Source organism: Comamonas sp. Tr-654 (assembly GCF_011752915.1).
GTDB lineage: Bacteria > Pseudomonadota > Gammaproteobacteria > Burkholderiales > Burkholderiaceae_C > Comamonas.
Genome location: NZ_VWWQ01000004.1, coordinates 452665 through 470736 on the forward strand (window position 1 = coordinate 452665; position 18072 = coordinate 470736).

An 18072-nucleotide genomic window follows, 5' to 3' on the forward strand; every position below is an offset into this window, starting at 1 on the left:
GACCGCGCCATGGCATTCGGTCGCATGAGCCACCGTGAGGGGGCACAAACCCCGATCAACACCATCAACGTCACGCCACTGGTCGATGTGATGCTGGTGCTGGTCGTGATCTTCATTCTGGCCGCCCCCATGCTGGCCGCCAGCTTGCGCGTGCAACTGCCCAAGGCACAGGCAGCAGTGAAGCCGCCTGCGCTGAGCAAGAGCGATGCCTTGATGGTCGAGGTCAGCCTTGCCGGCGAAATCTGGATTCGGGGAGCCGTGGCGGATGATGCTACAGTGCAGCAGCAACTCGAGGAGTTGGGACGCCGCAATCCCCAGGCCGAGGTGCAGCTGCGCGCAGACACTAGCGTGCCCTATGGTCGCGTGGTGCAGGTCATGGGCTGGGCCCATGCGGCAGGCCTGACGCGCATCGGCTTTGTGGCAGAGCCTGAATCGAAGGCTGGCAGTAACTGACGACCCAAGGCGTAAAAACGCCTACTTTTTGCAAGTCACGGGTCAGGATTTTTTTGCTCTGGCGCAAGGGCAAAGCTCGCCGAACCTACCCTTGTTGCTATCTCTTTCAAATCGCTGCGGAGCTGCCTCCACAATGGTCAAAGCCCCTGTCCATGGCTGGCGTAAAAAGCCCGGATGGGCAGAACAAGGTTCTGGCGTTACGATGTTTTCGCCTGCCTTTAGGGCACCCCTACAGATTTCGCCGCAGCGGTTGCGGCATTTGGTGACTAGGAGGATTTGCATGCAAGTACAGGTTCATGCCGACGATTCCATCCAGGGTGGAGAGTCTCTGGCTCAATGGGCGCAGGAGGAGATCAATGCCAAGCTGGCCCGCCTGAAGGAGTATGTGGTGCGTGTGGAGGTCTTTCTCACGGGCGTTGATGCCCTGAAGACCACGGGCGGCCCAGGCAAACGCTGTGTGCTCGAGACCCGGGCCACAGGTCGCCCCCCCATCGCCGTGAACGCGGAAGCCGAAAAGGTCAAGGAAGCTTTCAGCGCCGCGATTGAAAAGCTCAAACGCGCGGTGGAAACCGATCTGGGCAAGCTCAAGGACAAGAATCTGCGGGAAAGCGTGCGCGGCGTGGATGACCCCAGTGACGAGAATGCCGCCGTGGCTTGAATGAGGTGTTTTGGGCTTGGCGCGCCTTGAGTGCAGGCGCCCCAAGCACGTGAAACCCTGCCAATCAAAAAGGGCATGTTCATGGCGAACATGCCCTTTTTTGCTGTTCGGTCGCCTGGTTATGCGGCAGTCAAGGCGCCAGCCCGGGTCAGCTTGTCGGCGACCAGCAATTTGTTCATGTCGAGCTGGCTCATGATGCCCAGCTCCTCCGCCACTACGGCAATCTGTTTGCCGTTGGCAATGGCGGTCTTGGCAATCCTGGCGGCCTTTTCATAGCCGATCAGCGGGTTCAGCGCCGTCACCAGCGTCACCGACTCGGCAATGCGGGCATCCAGCAGCGCCTCGTTGGCCACAATGCCTTCCACACAGTTGGTCTGCAGCGTCTTGCAGGCGCTGCTCAGGTGGTTCAGGCTCTTGTGCAGGGCCCAGGCCATCAGCGGCTCGAAAGCGTTGAGCTGCAACTGACCGGCCTCCACGGCCATGGTGATGGCGGCATCGTTGCCGATCACCTCAAAGCAGACCTGGTTCATCACCTCGGGGATTACGGGGTTCACCTTGCCGGGCATGATGGACGAGCCGGCCTGACGTGCCGGCAGCTTGATGTCTGCCACACCTGCCTGAGGGCCCGAAGAGAGAAGGCGCAGGTCGTTGCTGATCTTGGACAGCTTGACGGCAATACGCTTCAAGATGCCGGAAATGTCGGCAAAGGCGCCGGTGTCGCCGGTGGCAGCGATCAGATCTGCCGCCTTGACCACGGGCACGCCCGAGATTTCCGCCAGTGCCTTGATCACGGCGTCGGTGTAGCCCAGGGGGGCGTTGATGCCGGTGCCGATGGCCGTGCCGCCCATGTTGACTTCGGTCATCAGATAGGCGGATTCGCGCAGACGCTTCTCATCGTCGGCGATCATGGCTGCAAAAGCGGAGAACTCCTGGCCCAGAGTCATGGGTACGGCATCTTGTAATTGTGTGCGGCCGATTTTCAGAATGTGGGCGAATTCGTCGGCTTTGGCTTTGAAGGCGGAGCGCAACTCGGCCAGGGCGATCAGCAGCTTCCGGATGCCAGCATAGGTGGCGAGCTTGACGGCCGTGGGATAGGAGTCGTTGGTGGACTGCGATGCATTGACATGATCGTTGGGGTGGATCAGGTCGTAGCTGCCTTTGGGCAATCCCAGGTGCTCGAGTGCACGGTTGGCGATCACCTCGTTGGCGTTCATATTCGTGGAGGTGCCGGCGCCGCCCTGGATCACATCGACCACAAACTGCTCGTGCAGCTGGCCGGAAATCAGATCATCACAGGCTTGGGAGATGGCGGTGGCTTGTTTGAGATTGATGGCGCCAAATTGCAGATTGGCCTGGGCCGCTGCCTTTTTGACAAACGCAAACGCGCGGATCAGCTCGGGCATGTGCGCGACCGAGTGGCCGGTGATGGGGAAGTTCTCCACTGCGCGTGCGGAATGAACACCCCAGTAGGCGTCGGGAGGGATGGTTTTGATGCCAATGAAGTCATGTTCTTGACGCATCGATCTGCTTTCTTTGCAAAGTTGAATTGGCCACCGGTCCAAAGGCAGGACGTGGCAACGCCCCGGACGAAAGAGCGGCGGTCGCAATCTCGTGGCCAGGGCGTTGGCTGGATTATGAAAGCTAGGTGTGCATGAGTCCAAACGTTTCATGCATAACGTCGGGGCTGTGATCTCTTGGAAAAGATGTGTTGCGCCTAAATGCTTTCAAAAGTCATCAAAACTCGCAAAGATGGTTCTATTTGTTTGTGTGGAAAATTCAATTCGCACCAAATTGGTGCGAATTGAATCGGAGGCCAGAGGCCTATCTGGAGGCGCGCAGACTGACGCCTGCCAGCGACGGAGAGTGCAGGGACTTCAGTGCCGAGGCCACGGGCTTGCCGAAACGGCGTGGCTGGCCGTTGACGAGTTCTGCATCCGTGGTGGCCTCGGCCTCCCACTGCTTTTGGGCTTGTTGCATTTCTTCGGTGGTGCGGGCCACAAAGTTCCACCACAGCAAGATGGCCTCATCCATGGGTTCGCCGCCGATGATGATGAGGCGGCTGCCGGGCGAGCACTCCAGCTGCACCTCCCGGGTGCCGACGGGCAGATAGATCAGCTCTTGGGAGGGCAGCACCTGGCCTTCCACCTTGACTTCGCCTGACAGGCTCATCACCGCATGTTCAAAGTCGGCGCGCAGAGGCATGGTCGCGAGGGACTGGCTGGCCGTGCCGCAGGCCAGCAGGTCCACGCCCATCAGCGGGGAATGGACTTCTGCGGGGGCCGTCAGGCCAAGGGCTTCCCCGGCCAGCACGGTCACGGCAAAGTCGCCGATCTCGGTCCTGGGCAGGTCGGGGTAATGCTGGAAACGGGGCGCTATATCGCGATGGCTGTCGGGCAGGGCAATCCACAACTGGGCCGCATGCACGCCCAGTGTCTGAGCTTCTTCGGAATGGGCAATGCCGTGGCCGGCCGTCATCAGATTGACCTGGCCGGGGCGGATGATCTGCTCGCTGCCCAGGCTGTCGCGGTGCAATACCTCGCCCTCGATCATCCAGGTGAAAGTTTGCAAGCCGATATGGGGATGGGGGGCGACCTGCATTCCGGGAGGAGGTGGAAGGGCCGGGCCGGCGTGATCGAGGAAGCACCAGGCCCCTACCTTGCGTAATGCCGCCTGCGGAATGGCACGGTGGATGGGGATGCCGCCGACATCGGCTATGCGCGTGGGAAGACGTTGTAAGTTCTTTGATTCACTCATGACAAATCCTGACGGCGAGGGGATTCGAGTGTCAGGGATATGCAGTATTCGCGCAATCCGACGGCAGAATGCAGCAGCGCCTTGCACGCAGTTACATCACTGTGAGGATTCAGCCAATCGGCTGACAAGGACTCCGCCCGGAGTCAGCTAACTTAAAGGCGTAGGCCGCTAGCAGTGGCTTTCACGCGGCGCTTTCGTGCGCAGCGACCTAACAACTGCAGGAGGAATCAACATGAACGAACACAGCACTCAAGGCAACCAGATCTCGGCAGTCGAGATCCAGCTGTATCCCGAACACTTTGCCGCCCGTGTCACAGGCAAGGTGGAGCACCGTGTCGGAGATGGCCCGTCCGAGCAGATTCCCATGGGCATAGAGATGAAGGTCGATACCGCCATCGCCAGCTACGTGCTGTCCTGGGTCGACCCTGAGGACCAGCAGCCCGAAACCGCATCGCTGGCCAAACGCGAGTTCGAGCACTATGTGGAAGTGGGCGCGCTGGAAGTATCGGTGTAATCAAGTTACACGCGCCAGCGACCGAGGCCCTGCAGGTGACTGCAGGGCTTTTTTCATGCCTTCGCGGCTTCGGTCAAGGCGGTGGGAATGGAAACCTGGCCTTCCAGCAGCTTGTGCACGGGGCAGGCATTGGCAATCTGCAGCAGGCGCTGACGCTGCTCGTCGTCCAGTTCGCCATGCAGGGTGATGCTGCGCGTGATCTGGTTGGCATCCGCAGGCTTGCCATCGGGATTGAGTTGCAGATCCACATCGACATGGCTTAGCGGCCACTGCTTGCGACCCGCGTACATATGCAAGGTGATGGCCGTGCAGGCTCCCAGGGCCGAGAGCATCAGCTGCATGGGGTTGGGGGCGGAGTCGGTGCCGCCATCATTCACGGGTTCATCGGCATGCCAGACATGGCCTTGGGCATCGGTCAGGGTGATGCGGTACGGGGTGAGACTGCTTTGTGCGTGTGCGCTGTGAATCATTCGCTGCTTCTCCATAAAACCTGGACCACTTTAAGCGCTGCCTGCAATCCTTGCAGTCCTATCCGTTATCGGTTGAATCCACGGTTCAAGGCGGTTTGGCAGGCTGGCTTGGCTGCAAAAGCATTTACGGGGTTTCTGGCAAGAGAAAAAACAATATGCCGGTGGTTTATCGGTATTTGAATTCAGGGCGAATTTCTACCGCAGAATTCCGCAATGATTCGATTTCAAAGAAAAATCGGGCAATACCAGAGCGGATTCGGTCATTGCAAGCGGGCTTGCAAATGATTCATCAAACCGAGAGTGGGAGAACAGGCATTGAATTCGATACGTGGTGTTCACCAAAAAGGTGATTCTTCCGAGTGGAAAATCCCTCCGTTCTGGCAAAAGCTCAATAGCTTCTTCCTGTTTCCCCTGCAGACCGAACCTTTGCTCTATGCATTGCTGCTGTCGGCATGCAGTTATGGGCTGATGTTCGGGTGGGTGGGGGTTCTGTTCGTGGGCCTGGGTTTGATGCTGGCCGTAAGTCGCTATGCATTCAAGGTTTCGGCGCTCGCCTCGCGTGGAATTACCCATAGTTCCGATTTTCGGTCCAGTCAGGTCGATGAAGACTGGAAATGGCTACCCTGGAAGTTTTTCGGGGTCCTCGTCGTTTTTGGAATCTTTGTGGGCTTTATGGCCACCCGCAGCCTGACCTTGGGAGTGATTGCCAATCTGCTGGTGGCCTTCCTGATTCCTGCGACCTGGATGGTGCTGATCAACACCAACAGCCTGAGCTCGGCTGTTAATCCGTTCGAGCTGCTGGCGACGATTTTCGGTATCGGCAAGTCCTATCTGCTGCTGTGCTTTTTCCTGTTTCTGCTGCAGCAGGGCTCGCCCATGGTCCTGGCGATGCTGCTCAAGGTCGCGGCGCCCGGATTGGTGCTGCCCCTGGTGAGCTTTGTGATGATTTATTTCAGCTGGGTGATGGCGGCCATGATCGGCTACGTCATGTACCAGCACCATGCGGCTCTGGATATCGATCCCGTGCAAGCGCCCGAGGGGCCTGCGACCGTGCAGATCGACCCTGCGGCCCTGGAGGCCAAGCGTCGCGATGCACTGGTGGCCAGACTGGTGCAGGACAACAAGATGGACGAGGCTGTTAACCAGGCCCGCGAATGGCAGCGGGAGGACTATGAGAGCCTGCCCGATTGCCGCCGTTACTTCCGGGTACTCAAACTGACCGAGCGCGCGGATGCCCTGGCGGAGCTGGGCCAGCGTTTCATTCCCATGCTGCTCGCCCAGCAGCGCGCCAGCGAGGCCCTGGAAGCCTGGGTGAGCTGCGTCAAGCGCAAGCCGGACTTCAAGCCTGACTCGGCGCAGCTTAGTTACGAGCTGGCACAGCAGGCCTGGAAGGCCGGCAAGCCCAGGTATGTGTTGATACTGGCCAAGGATTTTGAAAAGCGCTTTGTCGGCAGTACTTTGATTCCGCCCATGCTGGAGCTGGTGGTGCGCGCTTACAAGCAGGGCTTGGAGCAGCCCATGCAGGGCGTGTCGGTGTACATGCGCATGAAGCAGCACTTTCCTGAGCACGCGAGCACCCAGGAAGCGCAGTGGGTGTTGCGTGATGAGCTGCAGGAGCTGGAGGCCAAGACCTGAGCGCGACAAGGCACTGGCTAGCGTTGTTGTGCCAGCCAGCGCGTGAGAGCTTCCTCGGGGGCCGATTGCTGCAGCACAGGCAGCCAGACTTTGGCATCCTGAATGCGTCCGGCCTGGGCCATGCCGTTGACCAGCAGCAGCAAGCTTGCCGGCCATTGGGGATGGTCTGCCAGCTTGTGCAGGGAGCGGCATAGTTTTTCGGCCTCGGGCAGGGCCCCCAGGCGCACGAAACTGCGCACCAGGCCATGCATGGTGTCCGCGCTCATGCGCATGCCTGGCTGGGCGCGCTGCTGATAGCTGCGATAGCTGGCCAGCTGCAGCTGGCGCTCTGCGTCCGTGGTGGCCGGCAGCTTGAAGATGCGTCGTGCCGCAGCATGAAAGTCCTCGCTGGCGGGCTGATGGCGCGAGCTTTCAAACCAGGCCCGCAGGATGGCCGGGTCCGAGGGGGCCAGACGTGCCGCTTCGCGCCAGGCCGGAGCGGCTCGGTCAAATTCCAGCGCATCGGTATGGCGCTGGGCACGGGCCATGGCCTCGGCCAGCGGCCGGGCGGCGGCCAGAGCCTGCTCTTCTTCGTTGACCGGCGCCGCGACGGTCTGCAGACGCATATAGCCCCACATCAGCAGAGCGCCCGTCAGCAGACCGCCAAAATGGGCCATATAGGCCACCTGCTTGCCGCCCAGCAGATGCTGCAGCAGCTCCACGCCCATCCAGACCGGCAGCATGATCAGGGCCGGCCAGCTTGCGTAGTTGAAGTAGAACAGCAGCATGTAGAAGAAGCGTATGCGCCGCATGCGGTACATCACCGCATACATGGCCATCAGGGCCGAAATTGCCCCCGATGCCCCCAGGCCGTAACCGCCCATGCCGGCATAGAACATCAGCGCGAACAGCGAGGCGCCGATGCCGCCGATGACGTAGAAGGCCAGATAGGTGAAGGCCCCCAAAGCCAGCTCCAGGGTGAAGCCGAACAGGAACAGAAACACCATATTGCCCAGCAGATGACTGGTGCTGCCATGCAGGAAGATGGAGGTGAAGGCCTGCAGGGGCTGCCAGCCGGCGCCATTCTCATAGCTCATGGACCAGCGCTCGGTAAAGCTGCCGCGCGGCTCGTGGGGCGCGAAGGCGGCACGTGCAGCCTGCCACTGCGCATGGCGCGGGTGGCTGGCGGTAATCACCTGGCCGTCCAGCAGGCGCTGGCGGAATTTCTTCTCCTGCCACAGCAGCGCATAGAGCTGGGCATAGGCCTTGTGCTGATAGAGCTTTCGCACGGTCTGCAGCGTGTGCTGGTCGAAGCGCTTGCTGCCCTGGGCGGCTTGTTCCTCCAGATAGGTCAGGAACGGTGGCAGCTCCAGCGTCGGCAAAGCGGTCTGGGCATATTGCTGGGCCGCTTTTTCGACGGCATGCTCCTCGGGTGCCTGCCAGCCCCAGAAGATCACGCAGTTGATGATGATGAGCAGCACCGTCATCCAGGGCGGCGAGCGCCAGGAAGGCTTGTTCTCAAGAGGAATCGCAATAAACATGGCGGCCTTGTCCGAGGAAGGGGCAGTGCTTCACGCTCCTGAGCGCCGGTTGCAGCTGCGTGTTACAAATGTATCCGAGACATGCTTGGGCCGGCTCCAGTCTTGCGGGACGAAAAAAAGCCAGCATGGCGTCCCATGCTGGCTTTTTGATAGCTTTCATCGCTTATCTGGTAAGCGATTGAGCCTTTTTTGGCAGGTAATCCTTGAGGATTACTTGGCCACCACGCGCACCATTTCCAGGCACTTGTTGGAATAGCCCCACTCGTTGTCGTACCAGGACACGACCTTCACAAAGGTCTTGTCCAGGGCGATACCGGCTTCGGCATCGAACACGGAGGTGCAGGTCTCGCCGCGGAAGTCGGTGGCGACGACCTTGTCTTCGGTGTAACCCAGCACGCCCTTCAGAGCGCCTTGGGACTGGGCCTTCATTTCGGCGCAGATTTCTTCGTAGGTGGCTTCGCTGTTCAGCTCCACGGTCAGGTCAACCACGGACACGTCGGAAGTGGGCACGCGGAAGGACATGCCGGTCAGCTTCTTGTTCAGCTCGGGGATCACCACGCCCACGGCCTTGGCAGCGCCAGTGCTGGAGGGAATGATGTTTTCCAGAATGCCGCGGCCGCCGCGCCAGTCCTTGTTGGAAGGGCCGTCCACGGTCTTTTGCGTGGCAGTCGCTGCGTGCACGGTGGTCATCAGGCCGCGCTTGATGCCCCACTTGTCGTTCAGTACCTTGGCTACGGGAGCCAGGCAGTTGGTGGTGCAAGAAGCATTGGAGATGATGGCCTCGCCCTTATAGGTGCCGTGGTTCACGCCGAACACGAACATGGGGGTGTCGTCTTTGGAAGGAGCGGACAGGATGACCTTCTTGGCACCGGCGTCGATGTGCTTCTGGGCGGTTTCCTTGGTCAGGAACAGGCCGGTGGACTCGATCACGATGTCGGCGCCGACTTCGTTCCACTTCAGGTTGGCGGGATCGCGCTCTTGCGTCAGGCGGATCTTCTTGCCGTTGACGACCAGGGTGTTGCCTTCGACAGAAACTTCACCGTCGAAACGACCGTGCACGCTGTCGTACTTCAGCATGTAAGCCAGGTAGTCGGGCTCCAGCAGGTCGTTGATGCCGACGATTTCGATGTCGGAGAAGTTTTGCACTGCGGAACGCAGCACGTTGCGGCCAATGCGGCCGAAGCCGTTGATACCAACCTTGATCGTCATAGTTGCCTCGTAGATAGTGAGTAATGAAAAACCGGAGCGGATTGTGCCCGGACTCGGCACCCAGGGCCTGGTCCGGATGGCTGAGGACTGCGGGTGAGCAAACTTCAGCCGGAAAAAAGGGGCACGAGGCCCCTTTTGCGCTTACTTGCCAGCGTTCTGCAGGGCGACCTGCACGGTGTCGGCCACATTCTCGGCGGTGAAGCCGAAGTGCTTGAACAGCACGCCTGCGGGGGCGGACTCACCGTAGGTGTCGATACCGACCACGGCGGCGCAGCCGTACTTCCACCAGAAGTCGGTCACGCCCATTTCCACGGCGATGCGGGGCAGGCCGGCGGGCAGCACGGCCTTCTTGTACTTCACATCCTGCTTGTCGAAGGTCGTGGTGCTGGGCATGGAGACCACGCGCACGGCGATCTTGCGTTCGGCCAGTTGCTTCTGGGCAGCCAGAGCCAGCTGCACTTCGGAGCCGGTGGCGATGATCACGGCCTGAGCCTTCTTGCCCTTTAGGCCCACATCCTTGGGCTCGGAGAGCACATAGGCGCCGCAGGCGATGTCGTCCAGCGCGTCTTCGCTCTTGGGCGAGTAAGCCAGGTTCTGGCGGCTCAGCAGCATGGCTGTGGGCTTGTTCTTCTGGCTCAGGGCCACGGTCCAGGCCACGGCGGTCTCGGTGGTGTCAGCGGGGCGCCACACGTCCAGACCGGGGATCAGGCGCAGGGAGGCTGCGTGCTCGATGGACTGGTGGGTAGGGCCGTCTTCGCCCAGACCGATGGAGTCGTGCGTGAAGACGTGGATCACGCGCTGCTTCATCAAAGCCGCCATGCGGATGGCGTTGCGGCTGTAGTCGGAGAAGGTCAGGAAGGTGCCGCCGTAGGGGATGAAGCCGCCGTGCAGCGCCACACCGTTCATGATGGCGGCCATGCCGAACTCGCGCACACCGTAGTTGATGTGGCGGCCGATCTGGCCTTCTTCGGTCTTGACCACGGCACCCTTGTCGTCCACGCGGAAAGAGGGGGTGGACTTGGTGTTGGTCAGGTTGGAGCCGGTCAGGTCGGCAGAGCCGCCCAGCAGCTCGGGCAGAGCGGCTGTCAGGCCTTCCAGGGCCAGCTGGCTGGCCTTGCGGCTGGCCACGGTGGCGCCGGCGTCATGGGCGTCGGATGCGATCTTGGCGGCGATTTCACCGAAGTTGGCGGGCAGATCGCCAGCCATGCGGCGCGTGAACTCGGCGGCTTGCTCGGGGAAGGCGGCCGTGTAGGCAGCGAACTTCTCGTTCCAGGCGGCTTCGGCCTTGGTGCCCAGATCCTTGGCGTTCCAGTCGGTGTAGACGTCGGCAGGGATCTCGAAGGGGCCGTAAGTCCAGCCCAGAGCTGCGCGGGTCAGGGCGATCTCTTCGGCGCCCAGAGGTTCGCCGTGGGCCTTGGCCGTGTCCTGACGGTTGGGCGAGCCCTTGCCGATATGGGTCTTGCAGCAGATCAGCGTGGGCTTGTCGGCACTCTTCTTGGCGGCGGCGATGGCCTTGTCCAGGGCGTCCACATTGTGGCCGTCCACGGCGCGGATCACGTTCCAGCCGTAGGCTTCGAAGCGCTCGGGCGTGTTGTCGATGAACCAGGGGGTCACCTTGCCGTCGATGGAGATGCCGTTGTCGTCGTACAGGGCGATCAGCTTGTTCAGCTTCCAGGCACCGGCCAGGGCGGCGGCTTCATGCGAGATGCCTTCCATCAGGCAGCCATCGCCCAGGAACACGTAGGTGTGGTGGTCGACGATCTCGTGCTTGTCCTTGTTGAACTCGGCAGCCAGCAGCTTTTCAGCCAGTGCAAAGCCCACGGCATTGGTGATGCCCTGGCCCAGAGGGCCGGTGGTGGTTTCCACGCCGGGGGTGATGCCCACTTCGGGGTGGCCGGCAGTCTTGCTGTGCAGCTGACGGAAGTTCTTCAGCTCTTCGATGGGCAGGTCGTAGCCGCTCAGGTGCAGCAGCGCATAGATCAGCATGGAGCCGTGACCGTTCGACAGAATGAAGCGGTCGCGATTGGCCCAGTGAGGGTTCACGGGGTTGTGCTGGAGGTGGCGGCTCCACAGCGCTACGGCCATGTCGGCCATGCCCATGGGGGCACCGGGGTGGCCGGAATTGGCTTGTTGAACGGCATCCATTGCGAGTGCACGGATTGCATTCGCCATATTTTGAGTGTTGGCCATCAGGGCGCTCCGAAAAGGAGGGGTAATTCTGCTAAGCCCGTCATTTTAATGGAGGCCCAATTTTCGCAGGCGGGATGCGGGTCAATGCTCTACAGTGCAACCCCAGAAACAGGTGTCCTGCACACCTCAAACCATGTTGAAAAGCTGATTGCAATGACTGTAGAAAACGCTGCTTCCCTCCTGGTGCAACCCCCTGCAATGCTGCTGGCCGCAGGCCGGGGCGAGCGCATGAGGCCGCTGACCGATGTCATGCCCAAGCCGCTGCTCAAGGTGCAGGGCGTGCCGCTGCTGCAGTTGCACATGCAGGCGCTGCTGGATGCCGGCGTGCCGCGTGCCGTCATCAATACCGGCTGGCTGGGGGCACAGATTCCCGCGTATTTCGGCGATGAATTCGTGCTGCAGCCCGATGAAGGCGCAAGCGCGAAGCTATCGCTTGCCTATTCGGCGGAGCCCGAGAAAGCCTTTGAAACCGCAGGCGGCATCAGCCGTGCCTTGCCGCAGCTGGGCCGGGTTTTCTGGCTGGCCGCAGGCGATGTCTATGCGCCGGATTTCAGCTTTGCGGTGCAGGATGCCCAGGCGTTTGCCCAAAGCGATGATCTGGCTCACCTGTGGCTGGTGCCCAATCCTGAACACAATCTGCGTGGCGACTTTGGTTTGGGCGAGGACGGCAAGGCACTGGATTTGCCTGCCGACGACGAGCGGCCACGCTACACCTACAGCACGATTGCGCTGTTGAAAGCCGAGTTGTTTGCATCACCGTGGTTCGATGTGCAGCCCGGAAACCCCGATGGCCTGCGTGCCCCGCTGGCCCCGCTGCTGCGCCGCGCCATGCAGCAAGGCCGGGTGGGGGCATCGCTCTACACCGGCCGCTGGGTCGATGTCGGAACGCCCGAGCGACTGGCCCAGCTCAATCAGCGCTAAGCTGGAGCGCCGTCGCACGGACTCGGCACTGATGCCTGCGTCAACTACGCCGCTGGGCAAGATTATTTGCCATCGCAAGTTCATCGCCAGCGTCTGCTAAGCTCCTTTGCTCTTCAGACAGGCACTCCCGGATGCATCTTTGCGCATTCTCCTGGGGCCGTCATCGGGTGAGTGCATGCAAATCGTTTTCTTCATGGCTCTGGTGGGATTGGCCGCGTTCTGCCAGAACCTCACGGGCTTCGCGTTCGGGCTGATCTTTGTCGGCGTGGCAGGTGCTACGGGCCTGATGAATATTGCCGATGCGGCCAATGTGGCCTGTCTGCTGTCCATCATCAACGGCGTCAGCTATATGCGTGCCTACCGCTTCGAGCCTGACTGGGCCATGCTCAAGCCCATGCTCATCAGCAGCGTGCTGGGCGTGGTCGGCGGGGTGCTGCTGCTGCACTGGCTCAGCGGCAATACGCTCAATGGCCTGCGCATGCTGCTGGGACTGGTGATTGTGCTTTGCGCCATGCTGCTGCTGATGCAGAAGAAGGCGCTGGAGCGGCCTTCAGGCCCTGTCTCCCTATGGGTGGCTGGCGTGTCCTCGGGGCTGCTCGGTGGCTTGTTTGCAACACCCGGCCCGCCCATGGTCTATCACCTCTACCGCCAGCCGCTGGACCGCATGCTGGTGCGTCACTGCCTGTTTGCCATGTTTATCTCCTGCTCCCTGCTGCGCGCCGCCATGGTGGCGGTGGAGGGCCAGCTGAACTGGGCCGTCATGGGCTGGACGGCGCTGGCTTTTCCTGTCGTCACGGGCGTGACCTGGTGGAGTGCCAGACATCCGCCCGCCTGGCCCAGAAGACTGGTGGAATGGCTGGTCTGCGGTCTGTTGATCCTGTCGGGCGCAAGCCTGCTCTGGTCGGGCTGGCGCGCGAGCCAGCCCGAGGCCCTGGTGCCCGATGATGCGACGGCGCTGCTGACGGCCCCGCTTTTGGGCGACGCGGAGCCAGGGCTGTGTCGAAATAGCTGACATCTGCAGATGTAAGCTGATGTACAGATGTCCGGCCAGCATTACGATATGCCCATGACTTCTGTATATGCCCAACGCCGCGCACGCTTGGCCGCCCAGTTGGGCGACGGCGGTGTCGCCATCATTCCCACGGCTCCCGAGCTGCATCGCAACCGCGATACCGAGTATCTGTATCGCCACGACAGCTACTTCTACTACCTCACCGGCTTTTCCGAGCCCAATGCCTGCCTGGTGCTGACCAGCGATGGCAAGAGCGTGCTGTTCTGCCAGCCCAAGGATCTGGAGCGCGAGGTCTGGACCGGCTATCGCCTGGGCCCCGAGGCGGCCAAGGCCAAGCTGGGCGTGGCTCAGGCCTTCTCCAGCGACGAGATCGACTCCCGTCTGCCGCGCCTGCTGGAAAACCGCGAGCGTGTCTGGTTCCCCTTCGCCACGCACAAGGGCCTGGCCGAACAGGTCGAAGGCTGGCTGGGTCAGGTGCGCGCCCGCTCGCGCTTTGGCGTGATCTGCCCCACGCAGCAGGGCGATGCCTGTGCGCTGCTGGACGAGATGCGTCTGGTCAAGGACGCGCACGAGCAGGACATCATGCGCCGTGCCGCGCAGATCAGTGCCCAGGCCCATGTGCGCGCCATGCAGCGCTCGGCCCGCATGCTGCGCAATGGCGAGGAGGTGCGCGAATACCATCTGGACGCCGAGCTGCTGCACGAGTTCCGCCAGCATGGCTCGCAGTATGTGGCGTATGGTTCCATCGTGGCTGCCGGCGCCAATGCCTGCGTGCTGCACTATCAGGCCGATAAGGCACCGGTACGCGCGGGCGAGCTGGTGCTCATCGATGCAGGCTGCGAGCTGGACGGCTATGCCAGCGACATCACGCGCACCTTCCCGGCCGACGGCAAGTTCAGCGGGGCGCAGCGCGCGCTGTACGAGCTGGTGCTCGCCAGCCAGGAGGCTGCGGTCGCCGTCACCAGAGCCGGCAAGCGTTTCAACGACCCGCATGACGCCACCGTGGCCGTGCTGGCCCAGGGCATGCTGGACCTCGGGCTGCTGGACCGTACGAAGTACGGCACGGCTGAGGATGTGATCGAGTCGCGCGCCTACTTCCAGTTCTACATGCACCGCACCGGCCACTGGCTGGGCATGGATGTGCATGACTGCGGCAGCTATGTGGAGCCCAGCGAGCTGGGCGTGGTCAGCGAACGCAAGGACCCGATCTCGGGCGAAACCATTGCCAATCGCCCCAGCCGTATCCTGCGCCCCGGCATGGTCACGACGATAGAGCCGGGCATCTATGTGCGACCGGCACCCGGCGTGCCCGAGAAGTTCCACAACATCGGTATCCGCATCGAGGACGATGCCATCGTCACCGAGACCGGCTGCGAGCTCATCACCCGCGGCGTGCCCGTCAAGCCTGACGAGATCGAAGCCCTAATGCGTGACTGAGCGACGGGCGCCAGAGTTCAGCATGCCGCAGACCTTCAACCACCTGTCCCATGGCGCTGCAGCCAGGCCTCTGCCTGCCGCGCGCATGGGCTTGCTGCTGTGGCTGCTGGGTCTGCCCGGGGTGGTGGCGCTGGCCTGGACGGTGCCGCCGGCCTGGTTGGGCTTTCTGACCGGAGACGGTCTGGAGATCGCGGGCAGCTGGGCGGTGACGGCGGGGCTGAGTGCCTTGCTGGCGCTGAGCGTGGGCCTCGGGGTCCGGCTGGGCCCGAAGCTGGGCCTGAGTGCTCCCTTGATTCATGCCCTGGCCGAGGGGCGTGTGCCCTGGCGCGGCATTCGTGTGCTGAGCCTGCCCGGCGTGGCAGGCGGTGTGATCGGCGCGGCCTGGCTGGTGACGCTGGCCGTGGTCTGGCCCGAAAGCATGCCTTTTGTGGACCCGGTCTACGGCCTGCCGCTATGGCCCAAGCTGCTCTATGGTGCGATCACCGAAGAGCTGCTGCTGAGATTGGGCATGCTGACGGGCGTGATGTGGCTGCTGTGGACGCTCTTCGGCAGCTCCAGGCAGCGCCCGGATTGGCGGCTGGGCTGGTCGGCGATCGCGCTGGCTGCCCTGTTGTCGGGCTGCATTCCGGTGTTTCTGAACTGGGGTGTGGCCGGTGAGCTGTCGGCGCCTCTCGTGCTGCAACTGCTGATGTGCGAAAGCGTCTATGGGCTGCTGGCCGGCGTCATGTTCTGGCGCTACGGGCTTGAGGCCGCCATGCTCACGCATGTGGTGACCTATCTGCTCTCGCACGGCCTGATCTGAGGCCAGCACGCCAGCACATTTGAACCTGCCGGGCAAAACTGTTTCGACGCGCTCATTGATGCGCTGCACAAGGCCTGCCGGTTCCAGCGCAAGTTTCCCTCTTATGCTTCCGAATCAGTAGCTGCAAGCGCTTGAAATATAGACATTTCATGCATTATTTACGCTGATTTCTAGAGTGGATAGGCGCAAGCAGCTACTGTTTTTTCTTTTCTGAGGCTTGCTCGCCTGGTGCTGCAGCGCTGTGCAAGATGCAGTCATGTAACCGCATTCGTGCCAGAATTGAAACCCGATTACATTCCATCGCGAGAGAGACATTTCATGCAAGTGAGTCGTGCTACCAAGATCGTCGCCACACTGGGCCCCGCTTCCAGCGATCCGCAACTGCTTGAACAAATGGTGCGCGAAGGCGTGAACGTCGTGCGCCTGAACTTCAGCCATGGCAAGGCGCAGGACCATATCGACCGTGCCACCATGGTGCGCGAGGCCGCCCAGCGCGCGGGCCGCGAAGTGGCCATCATGGCCGACCTGCAGGGTCCCAAGATCCGCGTCGGCAAGTTTGCCGAGGGCAAGGTCATGCTCGAGCCCGGCGAGCGTTTCGTGCTGGATGCATCGCGCACCGAACTGGGCGACATCAACGGCGTGGGCCTCGATTACAAGGAGCTGCCCCGGGATGTGAAGGCCGGCGACGTGCTGCTGCTCAACGACGGCCTGATCGTGCTGACCGTGGACGCCGTGCGCGGCGAAGAGGTGCACACCATCGTCAAGCTGGGTGGCGAGCTGTCCAACAACAAGGGCATCAACAAGCAAGGCGGCGGCCTGACGGCTCCCGCACTGACTGCCAAGGACATGGAAGACATCAAGACCGCGATGTCCTTCCAGGCCGACTACGTGGCCGTGAGCTTCCCCAAGAACGCCACCGACATGGAAATGGCACGCCAGCTGTGCAATGTGGCCGCTGCGCAGTACGGCCACAAGCCCGGCCTGATCGCCAAGATCGAGCGTGCCGAAGCCATTCCGCGCCTGGAAGAGATTCTCAAGGTCTCCGACGGCATCATGGTTGCCCGTGGCGACCTGGCCGTGGAAGTGGGCAATGCCGCTGTGCCCGCACTGCAAAAGAAGATGATCCGCATGGCGCGCGACATGGACAAGGTGGTGATCACAGCGACCCAGATGATGGAGTCCATGATCACCAACCCCGTGCCTACCCGTGCCGAAGTGAGCGACGTAGCCAATGCCGTGCTGGATGGCACCGATGCCGTGATGCTGAGCGCCGAAACCGCTGCCGGCAAGTACCCGCTGGAGACCGTGCGTGAAATGGCTGCCATCTGCGCCGCTGCGGAAGCGGCCGAAGATCGCGTCAAGGACGCCGACTTCAGCAACAGCCAGTTCAAACGTACCGACCAGGCCATCGCCATCGGCGCGCTGTTCACCGCGCATCACCTGGGTGCCAAGGCCATCGTGGCGCTGACGGACTCCGGCTCGACCGCACTGTGGATGAGCCGTCATCGCATCCATATCCCCATCTACGCGCTGACGCCCAAGCTGGCCACTCAGCGCAAGATGGCGCTGTACCGCAACGTGCGTCCTCTGCTGATGGACACCAGCGCCGAGCGCGACATGGCACTGGACCAGGCCAAGGGTCATTTGCTGGCCCGCGGCATCGTGCAGTCCGGCGATGTCTACGCCATTACCTGCGGCGAGCCCATGGGCCAGCCCGGCGGTACCAATATGCTCAAGATCTGCCGGGTGGAGTGAGCCCCCTGAGCGGCCATGCCGCTTCCCCCCGAGGGGGACGGCATCTTCGCTGCGAGGCGGTTCTTGCTCGATGCCTCTGACTTGAAGCATGCCTCATCAAAAAGCTGCCAGCGCTTACGGTTAAAGCGCTGGCAGCTTTTGTTTTGATAGCGTGAATCAGCCGAGCTGGGGTTGCAGACGGCGCTTGAGCTGTTTGCGGCGCCGGGCTTGCTGGATCTGCAGGGCGCTGCGCCAGACCAGTACGGCGCTGGCGGTACCGACCAGCATGCCGGCCAGAACGTCCGAGGGGAAATGTACGCCCAGCACCACGCGGCTCAGTGCCACGCTGGTGGCGAGAAGCCATGCGACAACGACCAGCCAGCGCTGGTGCCTGCCCACGCCCAGATTGATGCCCTGCGCCAGGGCAAAGGCACCGGCAGCATGCATGCTGGGAAAGCTGGCGCTGGCCCCATGCGCTATCCACTGCATGCCCATGCTCAGCTGGGCTGGCCTGGGCATGGGCAGGCCCCAGCGAATCAGACGGCAGGCGACCCAGGCACAGGCCATGGACAGCAGGGCCAGTTGCAGGCTGCGTCGCCAGCCTTTGCCAAGCGCCAGCATGGCGGCGATCACGGGCAGGGCGCAGAGGCCGGGCAGCCAGGTGGAGGCAAAGCGCGAGGCCTGAATCCACCACAGCGGGCTCTGGGTGTTGGCATTCAGAAATTGAAAAACAGGGGCATCGAAGAACAGCATGAATGACCTT

Annotated in this window: 16 protein-coding genes; 9 read left to right on the top strand and 7 right to left on the bottom strand. The window is 62.0% G+C overall.

The genetic code is table 11. The features are described 5' to 3' along the window. The first annotated feature begins 9 nt into the window (after positions 1 to 9). The gene (locus F3J24_RS15340) at positions 10 to 453 is read left to right on the top strand and encodes a biopolymer transporter ExbD (RefSeq protein WP_167008005.1); all 444 of its coding nucleotides are present in this window, start codon (positions 10 to 12) and stop codon (positions 451 to 453) included. 280 nt (positions 454 to 733) lie between these two features. Beyond that, entirely contained in the window at positions 734 to 1111 is a 378-nt protein-coding gene (locus F3J24_RS15345; RefSeq protein ID WP_003060358.1) for an HPF/RaiA family ribosome-associated protein, read from the top strand. 119 nt (positions 1112 to 1230) lie between these two features. Here F3J24_RS15345 and F3J24_RS15350 read toward each other — a convergent pair whose 3' ends face one another. Then, entirely contained in the window at positions 1231 to 2631 is a 1401-nt protein-coding gene (locus tag F3J24_RS15350; RefSeq protein ID WP_167008008.1) for an aspartate ammonia-lyase, read from the bottom strand. 301 nt (positions 2632 to 2932) lie between these two features. Then, positions 2933 to 3865, bottom strand: a complete 933-nt coding sequence (locus tag F3J24_RS15355; protein ID WP_167008012.1) for a pirin family protein — start codon at positions 3863 to 3865, stop codon at positions 2933 to 2935. A gap of 232 nt (positions 3866 to 4097) precedes the next feature. Between F3J24_RS15355 and F3J24_RS15360 the strand changes: the two genes are divergently transcribed. After that, the gene (locus F3J24_RS15360) at positions 4098 to 4379 is read left to right on the top strand and encodes a hypothetical protein (protein ID WP_003060364.1); all 282 of its coding nucleotides are present in this window, start codon (positions 4098 to 4100) and stop codon (positions 4377 to 4379) included. 53 nt (positions 4380 to 4432) lie between these two features. On the opposite strand, the gene F3J24_RS15365 is transcribed toward F3J24_RS15360, so the two are convergent. After that, positions 4433 to 4849: an OsmC family protein gene (locus F3J24_RS15365; RefSeq protein WP_167008015.1), complete on the bottom strand. Its 417-nt coding sequence runs from the start codon at positions 4847 to 4849 to the stop codon at positions 4433 to 4435. 315 nt (positions 4850 to 5164) lie between these two features. On the opposite strand from F3J24_RS15365, the gene F3J24_RS15370 reads away from it, so the two are divergent. After that, positions 5165 to 6484: a hypothetical protein gene (locus F3J24_RS15370; protein ID WP_167008018.1), complete on the top strand. Its 1320-nt coding sequence runs from the start codon at positions 5165 to 5167 to the stop codon at positions 6482 to 6484. A 17-nt stretch (positions 6485 to 6501) separates the two neighbouring features. Here F3J24_RS15370 and F3J24_RS15375 read toward each other — a convergent pair whose 3' ends face one another. From F3J24_RS15375 to tkt, 3 genes are all read right to left on the bottom strand, one after another. Further along, positions 6502 to 8004: a rhomboid family intramembrane serine protease gene (locus F3J24_RS15375; protein ID WP_167008021.1), complete on the bottom strand. Its 1503-nt coding sequence runs from the start codon at positions 8002 to 8004 to the stop codon at positions 6502 to 6504. 210 nt (positions 8005 to 8214) lie between these two features. After that, positions 8215 to 9213 carry a type I glyceraldehyde-3-phosphate dehydrogenase gene (gap, locus tag F3J24_RS15380; protein ID WP_003060372.1) on the bottom strand — a complete coding sequence of 333 codons (999 nt, stop codon included), beginning with the start codon at positions 9211 to 9213 and terminating at the stop codon, positions 8215 to 8217. Between the two features lie 141 nt (positions 9214 to 9354). Beyond that, entirely contained in the window at positions 9355 to 11403 is a 2049-nt protein-coding gene (gene tkt, locus F3J24_RS15385; protein ID WP_167008024.1) for a transketolase, read from the bottom strand. A gap of 153 nt (positions 11404 to 11556) precedes the next feature. On the opposite strand from tkt, the gene F3J24_RS15390 reads away from it, so the two are divergent. The 5 genes from F3J24_RS15390 to pyk all read left to right on the top strand — a co-directional run bounded on the left by F3J24_RS15390 (position 11557) and on the right by pyk (position 17330). After that, complete coding sequence (locus F3J24_RS15390; RefSeq protein WP_167008027.1) at positions 11557 to 12324, top strand: nucleotidyltransferase family protein; 768 nt, start codon at positions 11557 to 11559, stop codon at positions 12322 to 12324. A gap of 175 nt (positions 12325 to 12499) precedes the next feature. After that, entirely contained in the window at positions 12500 to 13336 is an 837-nt protein-coding gene (locus F3J24_RS15395) for a sulfite exporter TauE/SafE family protein (protein ID WP_167008030.1), read from the top strand. Positions 13337 to 13363: 27 nt separating this feature from the next. Further along, positions 13364 to 14773, top strand: a complete 1410-nt coding sequence (locus F3J24_RS15400; protein ID WP_003060382.1) for an aminopeptidase P N-terminal domain-containing protein — start codon at positions 13364 to 13366, stop codon at positions 14771 to 14773. Between the two features lie 22 nt (positions 14774 to 14795). Continuing rightward, positions 14796 to 15575 carry an abortive infection protein gene (locus tag F3J24_RS15405; protein WP_167008033.1) on the top strand — a complete coding sequence of 260 codons (780 nt, stop codon included), beginning with the start codon at positions 14796 to 14798 and terminating at the stop codon, positions 15573 to 15575. A 318-nt stretch (positions 15576 to 15893) separates the two neighbouring features. Continuing rightward, entirely contained in the window at positions 15894 to 17330 is a 1437-nt protein-coding gene (gene pyk / locus F3J24_RS15410; protein WP_003060387.1) for a pyruvate kinase, read from the top strand. A 156-nt stretch (positions 17331 to 17486) separates the two neighbouring features. Here the strand turns inward: pyk and F3J24_RS15415 are convergent, their stop codons facing one another. Continuing rightward, positions 17487 to 18062 carry a phosphatase PAP2 family protein gene (locus F3J24_RS15415; protein WP_167008036.1) on the bottom strand — a complete coding sequence of 192 codons (576 nt, stop codon included), beginning with the start codon at positions 18060 to 18062 and terminating at the stop codon, positions 17487 to 17489. Between the last annotated feature and the right edge of the window lie 10 nt (positions 18063 to 18072).